The sequence below is a fragment of the Mesorhizobium sp. M0340 genome, assembly GCF_040321535.1.
In the GTDB taxonomy this organism is placed as follows: Bacteria; Pseudomonadota; Alphaproteobacteria; order Rhizobiales; family Rhizobiaceae; genus Mesorhizobium.
Genome location: NZ_JAMYRR010000029.1, coordinates 18,938 through 36,327 on the forward strand (window position 1 = coordinate 18,938; position 17,390 = coordinate 36,327).

Genomic DNA, 17,390 nt, shown 5'->3' on the forward strand with positions numbered 1-17,390 from the left:
TTGCGGCCCCCGCCCCGCGCAAGGGGCCATAATGCATGGAGCCGCCGGACCGCAAGGGGGGCGGCAAACCGACGCTGTAAACGAGTCCTTTCGTCGGCGGTCTCAGACGTCTACGCTACCGGATGGGGGGCGGATTCGATGCTCAGGGTTCTCGTCGACACGTGCGTCTGGCTGGACATCGCCAAGGACTATAGGCAGCAGCCCCTCATCGGCGCGCTCGAGACCCTCATTGGGGCAGGCGAGGTCGAGTTGCTGGTGCCGAAGGTCGTTCTCGATGAGTTCGCACGCAACAAGGAACGCGTCATCGCGGAGACGCAGCGCAGCCTCAATTCCCATTTCCGCATCGTCCGCGAGGCCGTCGCCCAGTTCGCCGACGACGACTATCGGGCGAAAACTCTTGAGGCGCTGAACGAGGTGGGCCACAAGATCGCGGTATCGGGTGACGCGGTGAACGAGTCCGTCGACCGAATCGAGATGCTTCTGCGACCGGTCCGGCCGCTAAAGGCGACCAACGCCATCAAGGCCCGCGTGTCCGACCGCGCCATTGCCAGGCTCGCACCCTACCACCGCTCGAAGAATTCGGTTGGCGATGCCATCCTCGTCGAGACGTATTCCGGGATCGTTAAGGCGGCTAAGGACGGTGCTAGGCATGCCTTCGTCACCCACAACACGCGCGACTTCAGCGACGAGAGAGGAGACTTGAGAGCACCGCACGCTGACCTTGCGCCGCTCTTCGGCACCGAGTCCTCCACTTACTGGACGTCGCTGGTGGACCTGCTGAAGACCGTGGACCCCGAGCTTCTCGAAGACCAGGAGGAGGAGCACAACTTCTCCATGGAGCCGCGGCGTCTGTCAGATATCGTCGAGGCCGAGGATAGGCTGGTGCAGCAGGTCTGGTACGATCGTCACTCCATGCGGGCGGACAGCATCGCAAAAGGGAAGACGAAGGTCCTGCCGGAAGGGGAGTACTCAAGAGATCCTTACAGTCCGCACGAGATACTGGACACGATCTGGGCGGGCGCTCTCGAGGCTGCGCGGCAGACCGAGGAGGAAATCGGCAAGGAGAACCTCGGTCCCTGGACGAGTTTTGAGTGGGGGATGATCAACGGCAAGCTCAGCGCCTTGCGCTGGGTCATGGGCGATGATTGGGACATGTTGGATACGTGAGAGGACAATACATGAGATTGGGAATTAACTGGGCAACCGTTATCCCGACGGCCGTTTTCTTCATAGCGCTCTGGCTGCTACAGTCGGCGTTGTCGACGCTCTACGAGGCCGTCGAAGCCTCGTGCGGCGTCTTCTCCTGCGGCGAGAAAATCGCAGTCGCATACCAGTTTCTGTCGCTGTCGACGGTCGTGTCGGCAGGCGCCGCCGCCTGGGCATCGTACCGTTTCAACACGGCGATCTATAAAGGCAAGGGGTAAGTCCTTGAAAGTTTTGGACTAAGCCGCCTGCCTCCGATAGCAGAAGAGCGCCTTCGATAGTGGGTGTTCCTTGGGCCGCCCTCCGCTCCCCCTTACTAATAATCCGCCGATTTTTGTGAGAATTATAGCGCTGCCGAGATACCCAGCATCCGGGCCGACGGCGTCGAGTTCACATTTATCGCAGGTGCGTCCGACGGGTTGGTTCGGCGGAAAGGACGCTCCAGGCGAACGGGAATTCATGCCTCTGCGATGAGAATCCTGAGCGCGAGAATGAGCCTGTGAGGGTGGCCAGATTAGCTGCAGATATTCCCTAGCCCACCGGGGCCAGCAACAGCGCCTTTCATTGATGGCGCTACGACATCAAGTAGAGATCGTTCATCGTTTCCTCGTCGAGCAAACCGTCGAACCAGACGTCGAAGATTGTCTCGAGCAGGAACTCCTCGTTGCTTGCTTCGGAAAACAGCGTGAGGGACGCGTGCAACTTCTTCGCATCAACGTCACCGAAGACAGCGCGAGCGCTCAGGCCGGAGAGCCGTTGCACGGTGCCAACGCATTCCCGATAACGGCCTCCGAGGATCGGAAATGAGAGATAGGCGCTCGCTTCGTCGAGCGATGTGATGGCGTACGGCTCAGGCGCAGCGCCGGTTCGCCCGGTAGCCAGCCTTGGGAAAATGAGCTCCATGTAGGGAGTGCACATCATTCCTCGACGCAGTATGGCAAGCGCGTCGTCGTATACCAGATCCTGTGCGCTGACGAACCTCTGCAAGTTGTACTCGTCGTGCATTGGCTCAGAACCTTTTATACGTTGGCCTGTGTTGGATTATGGAAGGACCGATCCTATCCTATCGCAGGCAGTCGCAATCTGACGGTTGTGCCTGCCCCGAGGATGCTCTGAATATCGACGCTTCCACCGGACTCCTCTGCAAAGCGCTTCACCATCGGCAGTCCAACGCCGCCCAGGCCTTCGCTCTTTGTGGTGAAGAAGGGATCGAAGGCGCAGACAATCGTCTCGGCGGTCATCCCAATACCGTTGTCCGTGATGCTGACATCTACCTGAGTGGCTGACAGGCCATCAAAGACAAGGGCGGTATCTATTGAGATCAAGCCGCCGTTTGGTAATGCATCGCGCGCGTTGACCACCAGGTTCAGTATCGCGTTTTGCAAACCAAGGCGAGTGCATCTTACCGAAGGCAAGTCCGAACTGACCCGAACCTCGAGACTAATATTGGGATCCCATGCGCTTCGGATGAGGGTTTCGATTTCAGCCAGGCAGGCGCCTACGTCTGCATATTCGATTTCTGTCCGGCTCTCTCGGGCTGAATTGACAGTCTGTCGGACAAGGGCGCCTGCCCGTTTCAAGGCTGTTTGGGCGCCGGTAATTACAGGCCCAACTGCTGAAGCCGCTGACACGCTTGGGTCGCGGGCCAGATGGTTCAAGGCCGATGAAGCGACCTGTATGAGATTGCCCAGATCATGAACGACGCCGGCGGTCGATAGCTGCACGGGCAGGCCACCTCGGGCAATCTCGGGTGGGCCGTCGAAGACATCCTCTTTCATTTCTGGGCGAAACATTTTATTCCCCCTGTTGTTGAGGCGACAATAACTTTGTTGAACCGTGTAAGAAGACATGCGTTGATGTTTGGCTGAGCGAGTAATCGTGCAATACTGCAGGTTTATACCTTGGGATCTTCAGCGCGAGGAGCGCCGCGTCTTGAACGTTTCGAAAGAAACATCTCATGAGATGGGCCTCTAGTGGCCATGGAGCGAATCGACGCGCAAATCCCTCTCTTATTGGTAGCCGACTCCCCCGATATAGTTGACGAGCAGCCGCTCCTGGAGCTCCTCCTGCTCGTAGAGCGCCTTCATCGCATCGCGGATGTCGAGTACGCCAAGCAGTTTCGGGCCGGCGCCGAGCACGGGCACGTTCTGCAGGCGTTGTGCGGTCATGGTCTGCCACACGGAATGGAGATCGTCATCGGGACCGCAGTATACGACAGACCGGCTCATCAATGCCGCTGCGGACGCTTCCGTCGGCCCTGAATTCGCCAGATGACGGACAAGATCGGACTTGCTCAGCACGCCTGCCGCCTCCCCACTGCGTTGGCACACTACGACCAGGCCTATGCCGGGTTTGGACAGCCACAGCGCAGCTGTCCGCAGTGGAGCTTCGACGTCGATCGCCGCAAGACGCGCCGATGTCGCTGCATGTAGACTGTCAACGCGCATGACACTACTCCAAGGGCGTCTCGCGGCCGCAGCCGGGAGAGCTGGGGTTCGAGGTTCGTTTACTCTTCAAAGGGAGTGTTCATCACAAAATCGACGGAAGATGGGGCCTTGTAGCCGGGTACAAAGCGCTCACCGAAATCCCGGGCAAAGTTGTCATAGGTCGTTTCCGGGCTGACCTCGGCGATGCGGCAAAAGCAGCGCGTCATCCGCCCCTTCATCTGGAGGCGCGGAAATTCGCCCACGATCCCTGCTATCTCGGCGGCAGGAATGACACTGTATTGCAGGCCGACGACGTCAAGGCAGATCCCGGCTGTGCAAATCGCCACCTCAGCCTCCTTGTAAAGGCCGATCGACGGCGTCGAGTTGAGGGCGACGCTGTCCCATATCAGCTGAGCACGACGCTCATCGAAGCCGCCTTCCCGAACGAAGCTGCGAGCGAGATCGGCGGCCTCCACTTCGAAACGGCGCGGGCCGGCGAAGTGTTCATTGAGAGTGATGTCATGCAACAGGGTTCCGACGGCAACTACCTCCGAGTCGTGCTCGATGTTCTGGATCTGTCCGATCCGGGCCGCGAAAAGCCAGGATCGGACCACGTGGTTGAACAAGTAGGGTTCGCATCGCTGGCGGGCATATTCAATCGCTCGGCCAACCAGCGGCGTATCGGGGACCGAAACCCCCGCAATCATATGATCATCACTCTCGTTCATGTCAGTGGCCTTTCTCCTCAGCCCTCATTGACGGGGACGCCTTTCGTTTCATTTGCCGTACGTCGTCAGGTTCGTCTCGTTGGTATCGACGACGAAGACGGCAAGCAGACGAGCACCTTCCGTCTTGCTGGCGTTTTCGCTAACGGCATGACGGTCGCCCGGGAATTCGGAGAAACTCTCGCCGGCGCGATAAGTCTTCACCGGCCCATCGTTGACCTGGCTTCGGATCGCCCCCTCCAGAACCGTGGCATAGATGAACGCGGATTTGGGATGGGTATGGGCCGGCGACGTACCCCCCGGCGCGTACTCGACGAGCACGGCCTTCATGCTCTTGCCGGGCACGTTTGGAAGGGCCTGGTCGTAGACAAGCTTCACGCTGTCCGCGTCTTTGGCCATTGCCGCGGTGAAGGGAGCGGCGGTGAGCGCTGCGCAGAGAAGTGTTTTGATCATGTCTGGTCTCCTTGTTGAAATACGAATGGTAAGAGAGTGCTGATCTGATGGATCAGAGGATCGGCGGTCGCTTTTGTTTGCTTATTTCGGTGGCGTGTATCGGCTGAGCCAATCATCGAAACGCACGGCGCCGATGCGCGCATTCTCGCCGGGCACCAGCGTTCGGTCGTCGATTGCCACTTGGCCGTAGTAGAGCGCGCCGGGATCCGGGACGACTTTGCGCGGGTCGTTGGTAGCCTTCAGGAAGCGCTCGACAAGTTCGCTCATGCGAACACGCTCCGGGCCGGCAATTTCGATCATGCCGTTCAACGGCGCGGCAAGCGCGACGTCCGCCATCGCATCGGCAACATTATCAGCCGCCATGGGTTGGAAGTAGGCCGGCGACATATGAATGGTATCCCCGACGGCGCCCGTGTTTGCGATGGCGGCGGTGAATTCGAAGAACTGAGTGGCGTGAACGATGGTGTAGGGAATTCCGGACTCCCTGATCAGCTTTTCCTGAAGCAACTTGCCGCGGAAATAGCCCATGCCCTGCAGCCGGTCGGTACCGACGACCGACAGCGCCACGTGATGACGGACGCCGGCGGCCGTTTCGGCGGCAAAAAGATTACGCCCGGATGCCCCGAAGAACTCCAGGGCAGCCTTTTCCTCGAACGACGGCGAGTTCGCCAGGTCGACGACGACCTGCGCACCGGCAAGCGCGGACGCCAGACCCTCTCCCGTAACGGTGTTGACGCCCGAATTCGGCGACGCCGCCAGCACGTCGTGTCCTTTGTTTCGCAGCCTCTCCACGGTCTTTGAACCGATCAGCCCGGTTCCGCCGATGACGACGATCTTCATGTCTGGTCTCCTGGTGTTGCAGGTCGCAATTGCACTGCTTAATGCTCGAGGCGAACGCGTCAGCTACTCACTGCGCAGATGCGGCATCTTCGATGAACGAAGTGAGCTCATGACAGCTGCCGGGGCGCGGGGGCTTCGGAGCTGCCCGACGGCGACGCCGTATGCGCCCCGCTGGAGCACCTCATGGCCAAACGCGCGAGAATAGTGTTCGAGGGTGCGTACGCGCGGAGGTCAGCCATAGCAGCGTTCCACTCGGCGAGTCCTCTAAGGCGCCACACACCAGTGTGATCGCGGGCTTGAACTGAAGACCCGCGGTCATCGCGCGGTTTGACATTGCAAGCGCAACGGCCAGCGCCAAGAAATCAGTGGGCTGCATTTGCTGTTCTCCTCTGCGGCTCGTGGCCAATGCGGAGAAGAATGCACCCGCGTAGCTCGCCAATCTATTGTGCGGAAGGGTCCGTCATACGATGCCAAGGTCCAGGGTGGTTCAGCTTGACGATCAGGTCGTACGCGAGACGGCAGCCATTTTCCTGCATCCAGCGGCGAATACGCTCTAGCAGCGAAGAAGGGTACCGGCACTGCGGGTGCGCATAGGCAACAGGGACTCTCGTCAACGACAGCTTGCCCTGAACCTCGGACCGCTCAGCCCGATGTCTTCATATGGATCACCCAGCCAGCTAGTCTGATCGTCGGGGGCCGGCCGTTATTTTGCCGGGGTCAAACATCAAAAGGACCTCGGAGTTACCAACATGAAAATGATCCTTGCTGCCGCCGCACTCCTCGTTTTAGTGGGCGGAGCCACTGCCGGAAGCGACCATTATGGGTCAGGCGGGGATCAACAGTCCGCAACCACCACTGATACCATGCATACTGCCTCGACCAAGAAGCCAGACCAGGATGCCGGCGGCCGCAAACCGTTCCCAGGCCGAACGACTCTTACGGCCAGGGCATCTGGGGTCATTAAGCCTTAAAATGACGTTGGAAGGACCGGGGCGCAACCGCGGTCCTTCCGGATATGGATCAAAATACTTCTTTTGCCCGCTGGGGGCCGACGTCTTTTTGGTGGATTGAGCCCCTGCGATGCGAAGGCGTAGGCACTTCTGCCAGTTCGGCATCAGTTCCATATGCTGTTTTGAGCTAGCCGAATGGCAGCCGTGCCGCGGCACTTGTTCCTCGACGATGCCAGCGCGCTAGTTCCATTGCGCAGTGGTTCGGTTCTACCATCTTCGACATTAGCCGACAGAACAGGCATTCGGGCCACCGCTCTGCTATTCGAGCACATAACGTTTGTCCTCGCGGGCCGCCTAATAAGCGGTTCATGGTCCGCGAAAGGTTTCCAAAAATGGTCATTGTCGGCTCCTAGGAGTTACAGACGACCCGCGATCGTGGTGAAGGACACTATCCTTTGATGAAGGCGAGCAGGTCAGCATTGACCTGATCCTGATGTGTGGCCGTGATCCCGTGGGGCGCGCCGGGGTAATAGATATCCTTTGCGCCTTTGATCAGTCGGGCCGACTTGACTGCCGAGTCCTTGACGGGGACGATCTGGTCGTCCTCGCCATGCAGGACCAGGGTTGGTACGTCGAACTTCTTGAGGTCCTCGGTAAAATCGGTCTCGGAGAACGCCTTGACGCTTTCGTACGCGTTGACGAGACCCGCCTGCATGCTCCAGAGCCAGAACTGATCCAGAGTCCCCTGGGAAACCTTGGCGCCCGGCCTGTTCGCGCCATAAAACAACGGTGCGAGGTCCCGGTAGTACTGCGAACGATCCTTGACGAGGCCAGCCCTTATGCCGTCGAATACCTCGATCGGCAGGCCTTCCGGATTGGCCGGCGTCTTCACCATGATCGGCGGAACAGCGGCGATAAGAACAGCCTTGGCCACCCGCTTCGTCCCGTGCCGTCCGATATAGCGAGCGACCTCGCCTCCTCCGGTGGAATGGCCGACCAGCGTGGCGTCGCGGAGATCAAGCGCCTCGATCACGGCTGCGAGATCGTCGGCATAACCATTCATGTCGTTACCCTGGGAGGCCTGGCTGGAACGGCCATGCCCGCGCCGGTCGTGCGCAACCACGCGGAAGCCGTTCTGCGCGAGAAACAGCATCTGGCCGTCCCAGGCGTCGGAGCTCAGTGGCCAGCCGTGCGAGAAGGTTACAGCCGGGCCGTCGCCCCAGTCCTTGTAGTAGATTTCGGTGCCGTCCTTGGTCGTGATGGTGCTCATCGTTTTGATACCTTTGCTAGATTAAGGGGTGGAAGGCTTAGCTTCCGATCACCAGAGCCGACGGATCAACCCGCATTTCAGCGATGACGGAGACAGCGAGGCCAGCCAGCAAGAAGTCGCGGCGGGAGGCGCCAGCAGTGAAAAGTCCATCTATACTCACCGTGTCCATCTTGAAGTGTGGTTTTGAAAACCGGCTCTCCATCACGATCATCGGGTGACCTACACGTCCCACTCGGGGAGGGGCGAGCGAAGAAGCGGGCAACGCTCGATGATCGTGATGGCGAGGAAAAGAATGCGCCGAGCCGGTTCACAAACCTATTCTACGGAAGGGTCTGTCATGCGATGCCAAGGTGTAGGGCAAGCACGCTGAGATAACGGGTCTCAGCCGACGTTAGAGCCGAAACGGCAGGTGGGACGTTTAGGCACGGCGCGGCAGGCGTCGTCAATACCGTTGCATAAGCGCAGTAGGGCTGCGTAGGCTCGCACGATTTGTGTCGAGCATTTGGCAGCCCTGCACTTCAAAGAGTTCGCTTCAATGATAGCCGATATCGGCACGGACCTTGCCGCGAAACACCCAATAGGACCAACCGGTGTACATCAAGATCACTGGCAGCAGCACGAGCGTGCCGACAAGCAGGAACGCCTGAGTGCGCTCGGACGAAGCTGATTCCCAAAGCGTGAAATGGTAGGGAACGATCATCGGATAGAGGCTGATCGCGATCCCCACATAAGAAAGCACAAAAAGGCCGACGGCGCCGATGAAAGGCTTCGTCTCACTCGAAGTCTCCAAAGCCCGCCAGGTGAAGAAAGCCACCGCTGCGGTCGCCACAGGCACCGGCGCCAACATTAGGATGTTGGGCCAGGCGAACCATCGCGCGGCGATGGCCTGGCTCATGAACGGCGTCCAGATGCTGACGATGCCGATGCCGATGAGGACGCCAACAAGGCACACACGGCCCTGGCGGCGCGCCGCCGCCTGCACCTCGCCCTCTGTCTTCAGAATCAGCCAGCCGGCGCCCAGAAGGCCGTAGCCAAACAAAAGGGCAAAGCCGATCAAAAGCGAGAACGGTGTGAGAAAATCGAACGACCCGCCGGAGAACTGCCTGCCGGCAACTTCGAAACCTTGGATGAAGGCGCCGAGCACAACGCCTTGAGCAAAGGTGGCGATGGCCGAGCCGTAGCAGAAACCATGATCCCAGAAGGTCTTGTGCTCGACGTCGCGAAAGCGGAACTCGAACGCCACGCCACGGAACACCAGCGCAAGCAGCATCAGGAGGATCGGAAAATACACCGCTGGAATGATAATTGCGAAGGCAAGCGGAAACGCTGCAAGAAGTCCGAGGCCGCCCAGCACCAGCCAGGTCTCGTTGCCGTCCCAGATCGGTGCGATCGAATTCATGATCGTATTGCGCGACGGGGTATCACGAGCGAAGCCATAGAGTATACCAACGCCAAGATCGAAACCATCCAGAAGCACGTAGAAGAACACTGCCATTCCGAGGATCAGAGTCCAGATCGGCACGAAATCAAGCACCTGGGTCATCGCACTTCCCCCTTTTGAAGTTCGACCGCCCCGGCAAGAACCGGCGCCTCAGGCCTTCCCCCCTCGATCTGCGCATCCGCCTCGGCGGCGACTGCCGGCCCCTTGCGCACGATGTGCAGCATCAGGAAGACTCCTGCCGGATAAATTATAAGATAGACGGCTATGTAGCCAAGCAACGAGACCACCACGTCAGACCTTGTCAGGGAAGGCGACACAGATTCCATCGTGCGCAGAAGACCATAAACTGTCCAAGGCTGGCGTCCGACCTCCGTGGTCATCCATCCGGCGATGACAGCCACGAAACCGATGGGTGCCGCGATCTGAGCTATCGCGAGAAAGGTCCGCGAGGTCTCCAGCCGCCCGCGCCAACGCAGCCATCCGCCGAAAAGGACGATGCCCAGCATTAGAATGCCGCAGCCGACCATGAGCCGGAATGCGAAGAAGGGGATCGCGACAGGTGGGCGTTGGTCGGCCGGAAAGTCCTTGAGGCCCTTGACCTCCCCGTCAAGCTCGTGGGTGAGGATGAGGCTCCCAAGCCAGGGAAGGTCGATGGCAAAGAGGTTGCGCTCGCCGTTGTCGTCCGGAATGGCGAAAAGTGTCAGTGGCACGCGCTGCGCGGTTTCCCAGCGCGCTTCGATCGCAGCGAGCTTGGCCGGTTGGTGCTCGAGCGTATTTAAACCGTGCTGGTCGCCGATGAAAATCTGAAGCGGGACCAGCACGGTCAGCAGCCAGAGCGTCATCGACAGCATCGTTCGGCCTTCCGCTAGGGACCGCTCGCGACGCATCAGATAGGCGCCGACGCCCATGACGACAAAGCCGGTTGTGACGAAAAAGGCGACGACGGTATGGGCCAGGCGGTAGGGGAAGGAAGGGTTGAAAACCACCTTGAACCAGTCCGTCGGGAAGAACCGGCCATCGATGATCTCGTAGCCGGCGGGCGTCTGCATCCAGCTGTTTGCCGACAGGATCCAGAAGGACGAAAGCAAAGTTCCCAGTGCCACCATCAGCGCGGCAATGAAATGCGCCCAACGTGGCACCAGTTGCCGTCCAAACAGTAGGACGCCGAGGAATGCCGCTTCCAGGAAAAACGCCGTCAGGCCCTCATAGGCGAAAAGTGGGGAAAGGACATTGGCGGTGGCATCGGAAAAGCGGCTCCAGTTCGTGCCAAACTGGAAAGGCATGACAACGCCGGTGACGACGCCCATCCCGAAAGCAATCGAGAAGATCTTAATCCAGAACGTGGAGATACGGAGATAGACGTCCCGCCCGGTGAACAAATTGAGGCCTTCCAGCATCGCGATGAAGGCGGCCAGTCCGACAGTGATGGCCGGCAGCAGGATGTGCCAGCCGATGACCCAGGCGAATTGCAGTCGCGACAGGAATACAGGATCGAAATCCATCGCTTGTCTCCCTAGGCGCAAAGGAGGTGGCAAGAGCGGCCTCAATCCAACTGTTGGTAAAGCCGCCGCAAATTGTCATGGCCCTCTTTCAACGTCTGATCAGAGGAAAAATGGGCATCGATCAGAGGTCAGTTTGGAGCCGTTTTACAAATGAGATCATCTCTCTTTCCAGGAAGTCGCTCAATAGTCTTCGACGCCGATAAGTTCGCTACAGCGTATGGCTATGTCCTTTACGTCAACCTATTCCTGAGCGCCACGAAGAATGGCCCGAGGGACTATGCGATGCTATTGGAGGAAAGCATGGGTCGGCTTATGCCAGAGTCTAGGTAGCGCCGACCCCACGTATCAGAGCGGGCAGTGTTTCCCAGGCCCCGATCAGCTCGCCGTTGGCGATCCACGGCATCCGCCCGCCGCGTGGCGTCCATCGCAATGCCCGCGATCACTGCGTCAGGAGCTTTTGGTCCCACACTGGCTTGGTGAGGAAGTCCACAGCGACGGCCTTGCTGCGGTCGATCGGATCGAAGGTCCCGGACGACGCATCGCGCGGGATAGAATGGCTTATCACAAACCTGCCAGGGCGTCGCGATGTGCGGACGGGTCCTTCGGCCCCGACTAGTCCAGTCCAGTCGATGGGCGCATCGGTCCTAGACCTTCGCATCGCATCATAAACGCTTCCGTTCGATAGTTTGGGCGGCGGCTCCGTCGCATTCTCCATGCATGGGGCACCCCGGCCCCGCATGGAGAAGACGATGTACAAACGAATGGGAATGCCTGGTGCATCCATGGCTATTGCCGGCGGGGTGACGGCTCAGACCGCCGAGAGCAAGCCGACGATCGTGCTCGTACACGGCGAGATCGAGATCGCTGGGGCCAAACCGGTCCGCATGAGCGACCTCGTCGCGCGCTTCCTGAAGCCGACCAACGATCCCCGCAAGGTGCTCCCGGATCCAAACCCGCGGTTCGGCGCGGAGCTTAGGGACCGTTCGCTCGTGCCGGGCGTCACCCCGCGCATCAGCGCAATCCGCCTCGTCGACTGGTTCAGTCACGCTTCGATCCGGCACTACTAGTCCGCAGCCGCCAACGACCCGCGCGTTCCAGGATGTCGCGTGGGCCACGAAATCAAACACCAAAGGAGCGCAAAACATGAAAGAAGACCTTCCTTTCCCCTCCGGACCATCGCGCCGCGGTATCTTATTGGCCGCGCTCGCAGCCACAGCTGCGGCCGGCCTACCAATGGCTGCTCACGCAGAGGCGAAACATAGGCAAAGCATCACCTCTTCCAACTCAAGCAAAGGAGCAACCACCATGAGCACGATCACGACCAAAGACGGCACGGAAATCCATTACAAGGATTGGGGGCCTAGGAATGCCCAACCGATCGTATTCCACCATGGGTGGCCCCTCAGCGCCGATGATTGGGACACGCAGATGCTCTTCTTCCTGCAGAACGGCTATCGCGTCGTCGCTCACGATCGGCGCGGGCATGGCAGCTCGGCGCAGGTGAGCGAGGGTCATGACATGGATCACTACGCCGCCGACGCTGCCGCCGTGGTCGAACGCCTTGACCTGAGAAATGCCATTCATATCGGTCACTCTACGGGTGGGGGCGAAGCAACTCACTACGTCGCGCGGCATGGTCAGCCTCAGGGCCGCGTAGCGAAGCTCGTGATCATTGGCGCCGTGCCGCCAATCATGGTGAAGACGCCAGCCAACCCGGGCGGGCAGCCGATCGAGGTGTTCGACGCCGCGCGCCAGGCGCTCGCCGCCAACAGGGCGCAATTCTATCTCGATTTCGCGGGTGGTCCCTTCTACAGCTTCAACCGGCCGGGCGCGAAGCCTATCCCAGGCGTGATCCAGAACTGGTGGCGGCAGGCAATGATGGGGAGCGCCAAGGCGCAGTACGACTCCATTAAGGCCTTCTCGGAGACGGACTTCACCGAGGATCTGAAGGCCATCACCGTACCGACTCTCGTGATGCACGGAGACGACGACCAGGTGGTTCCGATCGCGGATTCGGCACTGTTGTCAGCAAAGATCCTGAAGAACGGGACACTCAAGGTTTACGAGAAATTCCCGCATGGCATGTGCACCACCCATGCCGACACAGTGAATCCAGACCTGCTCGCATTCATCAGGTCATAAGCTCGCGCCTTGCCCCGGCGAGAGCCGATCGCCGGCCGTCCTCCCCTCCGGCCGGCGATCTCCAAACCCAAACTGGTGCCAAGGCGATGATCAAGACCATCCTCTGCACCGCTGCCCTATTAGTGCCCCGAGTCGGCGAACGCCGCCGGCAAAGTCACTCTAGTCTCCGACCAATCGCGAGCCGCAACGTGCCGGGCAAGAGCATGCGCGGCGTCCGGTATGAGCCGGGCGGCAATTCTCCCGCGCACAGTCATTCAACCTCGGAATAGAGTGGAGGATTCCCCGATTCGGTTTTAACAAGAAGGCAGGGCGGCGTCGACACTCGTAGAGCCCAGTTGATCTGTGATACGCAACGCCTGAACTCGACGTTGTCGATCGGCCTCCACATCGCCGAGACGAGACCGGAAACGACCTGCCACAACTTCGCCCCGGATTTCGGTGAACGCTACGTGCCTCATACCGAGCGCTTTCTTCGGTCGACTTCGTGTCGAACTGGCCTTCGAGGAACAGGCATCTTTAAAGTTCAGGTCAGCCGAATTCGTCGCACCAGACGAATTCAGCTTCAGCACTTCACCGCGGTCGGCGAATGGCCACGTTCCGGCGCCCTAGTCCAACCTGTCGGCCCTATGCGGAGTTCGGGTTATTCCAGCGTACATACCACCGGGCTCGCGCATTGGCGCCGGTAGCGTCTCCCATGCCCGGATCAACTCGCCGATGGAAAGGACTTCCATCTTGCGCATGACGTTTCCACGGTGGAGCTTGACCGTGATCTCGCTGATGCCGAGTTCGAATGCGATCTGTTTGTTGAGCCGCCCGTGAGCGACCTGGCGCAAAACCTGACGCTCACGCGGCGTCAGCATCTCAAATCGCTCAACGTTGCGCTTAACGACCACGGCTTCCGCGCGCCGCGCCGCATCCATCTCAACCCCCGCCATCACGGCGTCTAGGAGTGTCTGGTCCCGCACCGGCTTGGTCAGGAAGTCCACAGCGCCGGCCTTCATTGCCTGGACTGTCATCGGGATGTCGCCGTGCCCGGTCAGGAAAATGATTGGCTTGCGATTGCCGTTTTGGGAAAGCTGATACTGGAGATCCAAGCCGCTCGATCCTGGCATGCGCACGTCGAGGATCAAGCAGCCGGGCTTGTCCAACACGTCGGCATCAAGCAGTTCGTGGGTCGAGGCGAAGCAGATCGGGCTGCAGCCCGCCGACAAGATCAACTCCGACAGAGCCTCTCGAACAGACGCATCGTCATCGACAATCATGACGACGGGCTGCTCCGCTTCCTTCGGTGATAGCGGCGCCGATCTCCGCTGGAACGGCTGGTCAACTGCCATGCTCATCCTCCTTCTCTTGAGGCGCGCAATGCGTCTCCTAGGGCGGCAAGCAGGATCTTTGCGTTGAAGGGCTTCTGGAAAAACCCTGCGACGCCCCGCGCGCGATCCTGATCCGCTATCTCGTGGCGGCCTGTGATCAGGAACACCGGCAGCTCCGGGCGCGCCTGCTTCACTGTGTCACGAAGTTCGAAGCCACCCGTCCCGGGCATGCTGATGTCTGTGATGATCGCATCCACCTTTGTCAGCCCGCTCTCTAACAGCGATCTCGCCGACGAGAAGCTTCGGACTGAGTACCCCGCGGACTCCAGAAGGTCCTGCAGCGATTCCAGGACCCTTGGATCGTCATCGACCACCGCCACGACGGGTCTTGGCTTATGCACTTTCAGCCCCCTCCAGACCGACGTGAGTGATAGACCGGTATCTCCAATCGCTCTGCGATGCGCACGGGCCGGCGACCAGCACCGCCGCCATTTTCTGCATAACGCTCGTCGGTGATGGTGAAGACAATCCGGTGGTCCATCGTCATGATGCAGCCTTCCCCTCGACAGGCAATGTGAAGATGAACGTCGCTCCCTGCGGCTCGTTCTTCCTCGCCCACAGCCGGCCACCATGGGATTCAACGATCGAACGCGAGATCGCGAGCCCCATGCCCATCCCTTGGGCTTTCGTTGTTTGGAACGGCTCGAACATGCGCTCGAAAATTGTGAAACCCAAGCCACGATCGGTGATTTCGGTTTCGATGACATCGGCGATCCGCCGCGCGCGCACGGAGAGAACCTTGTCATTAAAGACGGTCTCCATCGCCTCCATGCCGTTGCGCATAAGGTTGACCAGGACTTGCTGAATCTGGACCCGATCAAGCGTGAGGAGCGGCAACTCGCCGTCGATGTCGACGTCCAAACGGACGTTGCGACGTGATGCCTCCTCAGCCATAAGGTTTCGCGCCTCGATAACTACGCTCTCGAGCGCCGCCTCGCTCCTCTTCTCAGTTGAACGCTTGAACAACGCACGGATGCGATTGATGACATCGGCTGCCGAGTTCGCGTCCCGCGTGATGCGCTCGGCCGTGATCTTTGCGCGCTCCAGATTTGGAGGCTCGGCGGACAGCCATCGACGGCATGCATCAGAATTGGCGACAATGGCAGCCAACGGCTGATTGACTTCGTGGGCTATGGACGCCGAGAGCTCCGCAAGACTCGCCGCCTGGCTTGCTCGCGCAAGGCTCTGTTGCGCCACTCGCAGCTGTTCTTGTGCCCGAACTTCCCCGTCGATGTCGAGTGAAACACCGTACCATTGCAGTATCCTTCCATCATGATCGCGCCGAGGCTCGACCCTGCACTCTGCCCACCGAAAGTCGCCGTCTCTCTCACGCCAACGAAACCGCATCGCGGAGCCGCCGCCCGTTTCGAAACAGGCCAGCAAGGCGCGCTCTACGCCCGGGGCGTCCTCCGGGTGAACGAGCTCTTGCAATAGATGCTCGATGCGCGGCTCTTGGATAGCTTCGAAGTTCGGGATGACGGAGCGGAAATGGTCCTGGTATCGCTTGTTGAAGTAGACCGGGCCGCCTACCGGCGTTGCGCTCCAGATGCGAACCGGCACCGCGTCTATCATCTCCTGAAGCTGGCGCTCGCTCCGTCGTAGCGCTTCTTCCGCCTGCACCTGATCGTCGATGTCGTGACAAATCCCATACCACTGAACGATATGCCCGTCCTGGTCCCGCAAAGGCTCCGCCCGGCTTGACATCCAGTGGTAGGCGCCATCAGCGCGGCGCAGGCGGTACCTCATGGAGAATCGCTCCCCGGTGGCGAGGCAATGGCGGAGCGCGTTTCCGAAGGCTGGAGAGTCGTCCGGGTGGGCGGTTTGAGTGAGAGCCTCCACGCGACCCACGCCCGGCTTGTCCATATCGCCGGGATTCAAGCCGAGGAAGTCAACCATGCGCTTGTTGAAGAATACCGGTTCACCATCCGCTGTCAGACGCCAGACGTGGCTCGGAATCAGATCAACCAATTGCGAGAGTTCCTGCTCTCGATCGCGCAGTGCCTCCATGCTTCGGCGCAATGTAAGCACCGCCAACTGATGCTGCCGCGATATTGCGGCCACGAGGAGAGATGAAAACGCCGAGATGGCCAAAAAAAGCTGCAGCATCACCTGCCGTTCTCTCTGTGACTCGGCATCGCCGACAAACTGGCTGTCACCGGATATCGTGAGCGCCATAGTAATCAGGGCCAGGAGTGTCAAAGCGACGGCGGCGCCCCTGAACTCAAAGCGCACTGCGAGCCAAAGAAGGGGCGGCATGATGATGTATGGGGTGGGGAGATAGTCGTTGCTTAAGGAAAGTGCGGCTACTCCCAGAAAGATCAGGCCCAGAATGCCGGCCTCCGTCCACTGCGCGGCAGAAAACTGGGTTCCGCTGCGCCAGTGCTGGATAACGACTAGTGCCAATGGAGCTACGAGCAAGATCCCGGTGGCGTCGCCAATCCAAAATAGCGGCCATACGTCTGTGAAGGTTTGGGACCTTACGTCAAACCACGCAAGTGTCGCACTTCCCACCGTCGCGCTTGCGAGCGGGGCGACCCCTGCGCCCAGTGCGACAAATGCGAGAACCTCTGGCATGGTATCCAGCCGAACCGCGCGACCATTCGTCCACCTTATGAGCATGGCACCGACAACCGCGCAAAGCACGTTGCCGGCATAGATCAAAAGGCCAGCGGGCACCGGACTGTGGTACCACACGAGCTGCGCGAACATCTCCGCAAGGCAGCCCGCCAATATCCACCACGGCCAACTGTACCGAGAGGTGAGAGCTAGCGTCGCGATGAAGACGCCGGCCGGAGGCCAAATGGAAACGGTTATTCCTGGAACGATTGCGAGCGCCTGAGCGAATCCGCACCCCAGCACGTAGGCCGCAACAAATAAGCCTAGATGCTCGATTTGGGGGCGGTGCGACCAGACTCGCATCATCGGCTTCTCCTGCCGGACAAAGAAAGCCTCAGGACTGCTGCTACTTCCCATAGCGGCCACACTGGCTGTCTGGATGAGGGCCGACCACGTCATATGCACACCGGTCTAACCTCCCAGTCCGACCTCGCGCGGATCCATGCATT

The 17,390-nt window shown here is 59.8% G+C and carries 19 protein-coding genes; 5 read left to right on the top strand and 14 right to left on the bottom strand.

Going from position 1 to position 17,390, the window contains the following annotated elements:
• Positions 1-138: 138 nt before the first annotated feature.
• Entirely contained in the window at positions 139-1,167 is a 1,029-nt protein-coding gene (locus NKI79_RS28445) for a PIN domain-containing protein (protein ID WP_352806291.1), read from the top strand.
• Positions 1,168-1,178: 11 nt separating this feature from the next.
• A complete protein-coding gene (locus NKI79_RS28450) occupies positions 1,179-1,424 on the top strand; it encodes a hypothetical protein (RefSeq protein ID WP_352806293.1) in 246 nt (81 codons plus the stop codon).
• Positions 1,425-1,776: 352 nt separating this feature from the next.
• Here NKI79_RS28450 and NKI79_RS28455 read toward each other — a convergent pair whose 3' ends face one another.
• From NKI79_RS28455 to NKI79_RS28480, 6 genes are all read right to left on the bottom strand, one after another.
• Complete coding sequence (locus NKI79_RS28455; RefSeq protein ID WP_352806296.1) at positions 1,777-2,208, bottom strand: DUF1810 domain-containing protein; 432 nt, start codon at positions 2,206-2,208, stop codon at positions 1,777-1,779.
• A gap of 53 nt (positions 2,209-2,261) precedes the next feature.
• The gene (locus NKI79_RS28460) at positions 2,262-2,996 is read right to left on the bottom strand and encodes a sensor histidine kinase (protein ID WP_352806299.1); all 735 of its coding nucleotides are present in this window, start codon (positions 2,994-2,996) and stop codon (positions 2,262-2,264) included.
• Positions 2,997-3,212: 216 nt separating this feature from the next.
• Positions 3,213-3,650 (bottom strand): CBS domain-containing protein, encoded by a 438-nt coding sequence (locus NKI79_RS28465; protein ID WP_352806302.1) that lies wholly within the window; start codon positions 3,648-3,650, stop codon positions 3,213-3,215.
• Positions 3,651-3,709: 59 nt separating this feature from the next.
• Positions 3,710-4,357 (bottom strand): HD domain-containing protein, encoded by a 648-nt coding sequence (locus NKI79_RS28470; protein ID WP_352806305.1) that lies wholly within the window; start codon positions 4,355-4,357, stop codon positions 3,710-3,712.
• Between the two features lie 48 nt (positions 4,358-4,405).
• Positions 4,406-4,807, bottom strand: coding sequence for a cupin domain-containing protein (locus NKI79_RS28475; RefSeq protein WP_352806308.1), 402 nt, complete (start codon positions 4,805-4,807; stop codon positions 4,406-4,408).
• 81 nt (positions 4,808-4,888) lie between these two features.
• Positions 4,889-5,647 (bottom strand): SDR family oxidoreductase, encoded by a 759-nt coding sequence (locus NKI79_RS28480; protein WP_352476718.1) that lies wholly within the window; start codon positions 5,645-5,647, stop codon positions 4,889-4,891.
• A gap of 755 nt (positions 5,648-6,402) precedes the next feature.
• Between NKI79_RS28480 and NKI79_RS28485 the strand changes: the two genes are divergently transcribed.
• Positions 6,403-6,618, top strand: coding sequence for a DUF680 domain-containing protein (locus tag NKI79_RS28485; protein ID WP_352806393.1), 216 nt, complete (start codon positions 6,403-6,405; stop codon positions 6,616-6,618).
• A 427-nt stretch (positions 6,619-7,045) separates the two neighbouring features.
• Here the strand turns inward: NKI79_RS28485 and NKI79_RS28490 are convergent, their stop codons facing one another.
• From NKI79_RS28490 to NKI79_RS28505, 4 genes are all read right to left on the bottom strand, one after another.
• On the bottom strand, positions 7,046-7,867 hold the full coding sequence (locus NKI79_RS28490; protein ID WP_352806312.1) for an alpha/beta fold hydrolase: 822 nt from the start codon (positions 7,865-7,867) through the stop codon (positions 7,046-7,048).
• A gap of 37 nt (positions 7,868-7,904) precedes the next feature.
• Entirely contained in the window at positions 7,905-8,078 is a 174-nt protein-coding gene (locus tag NKI79_RS28495) for a hypothetical protein (RefSeq protein ID WP_352806315.1), read from the bottom strand.
• Positions 8,079-8,399: 321 nt separating this feature from the next.
• Positions 8,400-9,410 (bottom strand): cytochrome d ubiquinol oxidase subunit II, encoded by a 1,011-nt coding sequence (gene cydB / locus NKI79_RS28500; protein WP_352806318.1) that lies wholly within the window; start codon positions 9,408-9,410, stop codon positions 8,400-8,402.
• Positions 9,407-10,810, bottom strand: coding sequence for a cytochrome ubiquinol oxidase subunit I (locus NKI79_RS28505; protein WP_352806321.1), 1,404 nt, complete (start codon positions 10,808-10,810; stop codon positions 9,407-9,409). The genes cydB and NKI79_RS28505 overlap by 4 nt, the downstream gene beginning before the upstream one ends.
• 749 nt (positions 10,811-11,559) lie before the next feature.
• Here NKI79_RS28505 and NKI79_RS28510 point away from each other — a divergent pair.
• Positions 11,560-11,877: a hypothetical protein gene (locus NKI79_RS28510; protein ID WP_352806324.1), complete on the top strand. Its 318-nt coding sequence runs from the start codon at positions 11,560-11,562 to the stop codon at positions 11,875-11,877.
• A gap of 238 nt (positions 11,878-12,115) precedes the next feature.
• The gene (locus NKI79_RS28515; protein ID WP_352806327.1) at positions 12,116-12,952 is read left to right on the top strand and encodes an alpha/beta fold hydrolase; all 837 of its coding nucleotides are present in this window, start codon (positions 12,116-12,118) and stop codon (positions 12,950-12,952) included.
• A 605-nt stretch (positions 12,953-13,557) separates the two neighbouring features.
• On the opposite strand, the gene NKI79_RS28520 is transcribed toward NKI79_RS28515, so the two are convergent.
• The 4 genes from NKI79_RS28520 to NKI79_RS28535 are packed head-to-tail and all read right to left on the bottom strand — an operon-like array spanning position 13,558 to position 17,247.
• On the bottom strand, positions 13,558-14,286 hold the full coding sequence (locus tag NKI79_RS28520) for a response regulator transcription factor (protein ID WP_352806330.1): 729 nt from the start codon (positions 14,284-14,286) through the stop codon (positions 13,558-13,560).
• A gap of 2 nt (positions 14,287-14,288) precedes the next feature.
• On the bottom strand, positions 14,289-14,666 hold the full coding sequence (locus tag NKI79_RS28525) for a response regulator transcription factor (protein ID WP_352806333.1): 378 nt from the start codon (positions 14,664-14,666) through the stop codon (positions 14,289-14,291).
• Between the two features lie 2 nt (positions 14,667-14,668).
• Positions 14,669-14,812, bottom strand: a complete 144-nt coding sequence (locus NKI79_RS28530; protein ID WP_352806336.1) for a hypothetical protein — start codon at positions 14,810-14,812, stop codon at positions 14,669-14,671.
• Positions 14,809-17,247: a sensor histidine kinase gene (locus tag NKI79_RS28535; RefSeq protein ID WP_352806339.1), complete on the bottom strand. Its 2,439-nt coding sequence runs from the start codon at positions 17,245-17,247 to the stop codon at positions 14,809-14,811. The genes NKI79_RS28530 and NKI79_RS28535 overlap by 4 nt, the downstream gene beginning before the upstream one ends.
• Positions 17,248-17,390 lie beyond the last annotated feature (143 nt).

Bases quoted from the DNA above. Each gene is read 5' to 3' on its own strand.
- NKI79_RS28445 (WP_352806291.1), top strand. From the start codon at position 139: ATGCTCAGGGTTCTCGTCGACACGTGCGTCTGGCTGGACATCGCCAAG.
- NKI79_RS28450 (WP_352806293.1), top strand. From the start codon at position 1,179: ATGAGATTGGGAATTAACTGGGCAACCGTTATCCCGACGGCCGTTTTC.
- NKI79_RS28455 (WP_352806296.1), bottom strand. From the start codon at position 2,208: ATGCACGACGAGTACAACTTGCAGAGGTTCGTCAGCGCACAGGATCTG.
- NKI79_RS28460 (WP_352806299.1), bottom strand. From the start codon at position 2,996: ATGTTTCGCCCAGAAATGAAAGAGGATGTCTTCGACGGCCCACCCGAG.
- NKI79_RS28465 (WP_352806302.1), bottom strand. From the start codon at position 3,650: ATGCGCGTTGACAGTCTACATGCAGCGACATCGGCGCGTCTTGCGGCG.
- NKI79_RS28470 (WP_352806305.1), bottom strand. From the start codon at position 4,357: ATGAACGAGAGTGATGATCATATGATTGCGGGGGTTTCGGTCCCCGAT.
- NKI79_RS28475 (WP_352806308.1), bottom strand. From the start codon at position 4,807: ATGATCAAAACACTTCTCTGCGCAGCGCTCACCGCCGCTCCCTTCACC.
- NKI79_RS28480 (WP_352476718.1), bottom strand. From the start codon at position 5,647: ATGAAGATCGTCGTCATCGGCGGAACCGGGCTGATCGGTTCAAAGACC.
- NKI79_RS28485 (WP_352806393.1), top strand. From the start codon at position 6,403: ATGATCCTTGCTGCCGCCGCACTCCTCGTTTTAGTGGGCGGAGCCACT.
- NKI79_RS28490 (WP_352806312.1), bottom strand. From the start codon at position 7,867: ATGAGCACCATCACGACCAAGGACGGCACCGAAATCTACTACAAGGAC.
- NKI79_RS28495 (WP_352806315.1), bottom strand. From the start codon at position 8,078: ATGATCGTGATGGAGAGCCGGTTTTCAAAACCACACTTCAAGATGGAC.
- cydB (WP_352806318.1), bottom strand. From the start codon at position 9,410: ATGACCCAGGTGCTTGATTTCGTGCCGATCTGGACTCTGATCCTCGGA.
- NKI79_RS28505 (WP_352806321.1), bottom strand. From the start codon at position 10,810: ATGGATTTCGATCCTGTATTCCTGTCGCGACTGCAATTCGCCTGGGTC.
- NKI79_RS28510 (WP_352806324.1), top strand. From the start codon at position 11,560: ATGTACAAACGAATGGGAATGCCTGGTGCATCCATGGCTATTGCCGGC.
- NKI79_RS28515 (WP_352806327.1), top strand. From the start codon at position 12,116: ATGAGCACGATCACGACCAAAGACGGCACGGAAATCCATTACAAGGAT.
- NKI79_RS28520 (WP_352806330.1), bottom strand. From the start codon at position 14,286: ATGGCAGTTGACCAGCCGTTCCAGCGGAGATCGGCGCCGCTATCACCG.
- NKI79_RS28530 (WP_352806336.1), bottom strand. From the start codon at position 14,812: ATGACGATGGACCACCGGATTGTCTTCACCATCACCGACGAGCGTTAT.
- NKI79_RS28535 (WP_352806339.1), bottom strand. From the start codon at position 17,247: ATGATGCGAGTCTGGTCGCACCGCCCCCAAATCGAGCATCTAGGCTTA.